General features: G+C 41.4%; 3 protein-coding genes and 1 pseudogene. All 4 read left to right on the top strand.

Going from position 1 to position 3,551, the window contains the following annotated elements; genetic code table 11:
• Positions 1–533, top strand: a pseudogene (locus H5202_RS19280) (hypothetical protein); the annotation flags it as partial.
• Positions 527–2,161, top strand: coding sequence for a BatD family protein (locus H5202_RS19275; RefSeq protein ID WP_182773487.1), 1,635 nt, complete (start codon positions 527–529; stop codon positions 2,159–2,161). The pseudogene H5202_RS19280 and the gene H5202_RS19275, both read left to right, overlap by 7 nt.
• Before the next feature lie 101 nt (positions 2,162–2,262).
• A complete protein-coding gene (locus H5202_RS19270; RefSeq protein WP_011638133.1) occupies positions 2,263–2,826 on the top strand; it encodes a sigma-70 family RNA polymerase sigma factor in 564 nt (187 codons plus the stop codon).
• Complete coding sequence (locus tag H5202_RS19265; RefSeq protein WP_182773486.1) at positions 2,819–3,526, top strand: DUF3379 domain-containing protein; 708 nt, start codon at positions 2,819–2,821, stop codon at positions 3,524–3,526. Before H5202_RS19270 ends, H5202_RS19265 begins: the two co-directional genes overlap by 8 nt.
• The last annotated feature ends 25 nt before the right edge of the window (positions 3,527–3,551 follow it).

Here is a 3,551-nt window from a genome sequence, read left to right as displayed (position 1 = left end):
AATCAGACAATCAATCAGACAATCAATCAGACAATAATAATGATCGTTCATCTGATAATAATAAACCGCAATCACAAAATGATCAGCCTTTAGACAGCGATGAACAACAAGACGATAAACAATCCGAACCGTCACAAAATGATCAGCAACAAAATAACTCTGATCAACAATCAACATCTGACGATAGCAACGCCTCACAGCAAAATGAGCCAACGCAAGACAAGCATGCAAGTAACGAATCTAGTATGCAAGCCAGTGCGGCTGACGGCGGAGACCAACAAGATGATGGCAACCAAAAAATGAGTGCTGCACCGTCGTCAACAGAGTCAAATACCGAAGACATAAAAGAGGGCAAACCATCAGAAATGATCTCGGCATCGCAAGTTAATCAAGATTCGCTACCTGCGGACATGGAAAGAGCACTTCGCGCTATAAACGAAGACCCACAAGTATTAATCCGCAATAAAATGCAGCTTGAATATCAAAAACGTCGTCAAAATAGTCAACCGCCTAAGGAAAATGAACAGTGGTAATCAGAACTTTTTTTAGCCTATTGCTATTCATCATTGCAGCACCGGTATTTGCACTTAGCCAAGTACAAGCTACCATCGACCGAAATCCAGTTGTTACAGGCGAGTATTTCGTACTCGATATTATTGCCGATGATGACCTTAATGCGGGGGCACTAGATACCTCAGTATTACTCGATGATTTTATTGTCGGAAGAACCAGTGTTGGCCGCAGCACTAAAATGGTTAATTTTGACACCACCAAAGAAACTCGTTGGCAGGTATTATTGTCACCTAAGTCAGTAGGCAACATCACCATACCGGCGTTTAACATCAAAGGGATTAGCTCAAACCCAATTACCTTAAAAGTTATTCCACAAGGTTCACCTGCCGACGAAGTACAAAACGTATTTATTAAAATCAACACTAATGCCTCTGAAGCTTATGTCGGCCAATTAATCACTTATAAAGTGAAGCTATACCTTGCAGTAGAATTACAACGTGGAGTGTTAAGTGCACCCGTTATTGAAGGGGCGCAAATCAAGCAAATCGGCGAAGACAAAGATGGCAGTGAGATCATTGATGGTCGTCGCTTTAGAGTGATTGAACGCACTTACGGTATTATTGCCGATCTGCCAGGGGAGTTAGTTATCAATGGCGCCAGTTTTTCAGGCGATGTACTTGTTGAAGCTCCTAGACGCGGGGGTATGTTTGGTTTTAATGAAAGTCGGCCAATGCAAACAGAAGCAGAAAGAGAAGTCATTCAAATTAATCCAACACCGCCAAGTTACCAAGGAAAATGGTTAGTCAGCGATATTGCGGTATTAAAAGAGACGTGGCCAGACGATATCAGCGAATTTGAAGTCGGCAGCCCTATTACCCGCACAATTAGTTTAATTGCATCAAATACCGATGACACTAGTTTACCCGACATCGATATACCACTGACTGAGGGCTTAAAGGGATACCCAGAAAAACCACTAAGACAAACATTTGTCCGTGATAATCAAGTGGTATCACAATACAGTATTACTACTGCTATTGTGCCAACAAAACCAGGTACTTATACACTACCTGAAATAAATGTCCCCTGGTGGAATCCCCATCTTAAAAAGCAACAATTTGCCACATTGCCAGCGCGCACGATTAACGTGATTGGCAGCACAACGGCTATGACAGATATTCCACCTGCAGATACTTTTAGTGCCGTTCAAGACAGCGGATATTGGCCGTTACTGAGTGGGGTTCTGGCGGTATTATGGCTCATCACTTTAGTCTTATGGCGTAAAGCAGCATCGATAAACCGCACGTTGCCGCCATCTAATCAAGACAATAAAAGTCTCAAAATACAACGGAAAACCGCAACTACTGGACTCAATGCAATTATTCATGCATGCGATCGTAACGACAGCAGTGCGGCTATTATTGCGGTACAAGCCTACTTTAGCGAGCGTTTAGGCAAATTGATGACCTTGACTCAAATCAGTGGTTTATCTGAGCAACTGGCGTTTGCAATAAAGAAACTACAAGCAGACAAATACAGTAATAAACCACAAGCGATTGATAAAAAATCGCTGATGGATGCCATTTTGGCTTATCACCCCCCCCCTCTCGACAATAAAAAATCGATAATAGCTGAGCTAAACCCATAGCATTAAAAAGCTAAATAGTAGGTAGATTCTGCTATTTAGCTTGCTATTAATCCTCCTCCTTTTTAAGCTGTTACATATAATTAACTCAAAAAAGTTAAAAAATGTTTGATTCATTGCGAAAGAAAAAGTCCGAACCCGCGGTCTTATCTGAGATGCTAACAAAACAACGACGATACGATAGCCTTGTCAGGGCTCTTCACACCGACATATTTCGCTACGCCTTTTGGTTATGTGGTGATAAGCATGTTGCTGAAGATATTACTCAAGAAACGTTCTTAAGGGCGTGGCGTTCTTTGGACTCATTAAATGACGAAAAAGCGGCTAAAGCCTGGCTAATTACCATTTTAAGACGGGAAAATGCCAGACGTTTTGAGCGTAAACAATTTGACTATAGCGACGTAGAACAAGATTTACTTGAAGATGTACTATCGACAAGTCATGAAGAAGATACCGAGCAGTATTGGTTACGTCGTCAAATAGGTAAACTCGATATCGAATATCGAGAGCCTTTGTTATTGCAGCTGATTGGCGGGTTTAGCGGTGAAGAGATTGCCACGATGCTCGAACTCAATCGAAATACGGTAATGACCCGTTTATTTAGAGCCAGAAACCAGTTAAAAGACGCTCTCGAAGCACCAGAGGTAAGAGGTCAATCAAATGGATGATCTACAGTTTCGTCGCCATGCATACGGTGACCCAAATAATCAAGCCGACGATTTTTTAGCTCATTTAGCTGAAAATGAAGACGATGCTAAATTTGTCAAAGAGCTACAAGCATTTGACCATAAACTCACTCAAGCACTTAATATTAGTGTGCCTGACGGGCTCGCTGACAAGTTAATTTTGCGACAGCAATTAAGTCAGCATCAGAAGAGTAAAAAGCACACTCGTTATTTGATGGCAATGGCCGCCTCAGTTGCCTTTATTGTGGGAGTCAGCTTTAGTTTATTACACTTAACCCCAGTAAACTTAGGGGAAAACTCGTTGGCTCATGTTCATCATGAAACCAAAGCATTGGTGATGGAACAGGATATTGGTTTTAATGACGTTAACTTTAAACTCGCCAGTTTAGAAGGGTTAAGTGATTCGAAGTTTATCCAACAACCAGGCCGTGTTTTTTACACCTCTTATTGCGACTTCCAAGGTGTTAAATCATTGCATTTAGTGATGGCCGACGAGAACGGTAATAAAGTCACTTTGTTTATTGTGCCCGTCGAAAGCCGTATTGTGTTAGAAGAAGCATTTGCTGATAACCAATACAAAGGCCAAAGTTTTCAAACAGCCGACGCCTATATGGTGTTAGTGGGCGAGCCCGCTTCTGACCTTGAATTTGTCAAAAAAGAAGTTGAAAACACCTTTATATAATTTATAAATCAATGATTAAAAATCC

This window comes from Shewanella sp. SG41-4, from assembly GCF_014164505.1.
In the GTDB taxonomy this organism is placed as follows: Bacteria; Pseudomonadota; Gammaproteobacteria; order Enterobacterales; family Shewanellaceae; genus Shewanella.
Note: the sequence above shows the minus strand (reverse complement) of the source record. Positions and strands in the feature narration are given on the sequence as shown.

Excerpts from the sequence above, each read along its gene's own strand:
- H5202_RS19270 (WP_011638133.1), top strand. The coding sequence starts at position 2,263 with ATGTTTGATTCATTGCGAAAGAAAAAGTCCGAACCCGCGGTCTTATCT.
- H5202_RS19265 (WP_182773486.1), top strand. The coding sequence starts at position 2,819 with ATGGATGATCTACAGTTTCGTCGCCATGCATACGGTGACCCAAATAAT.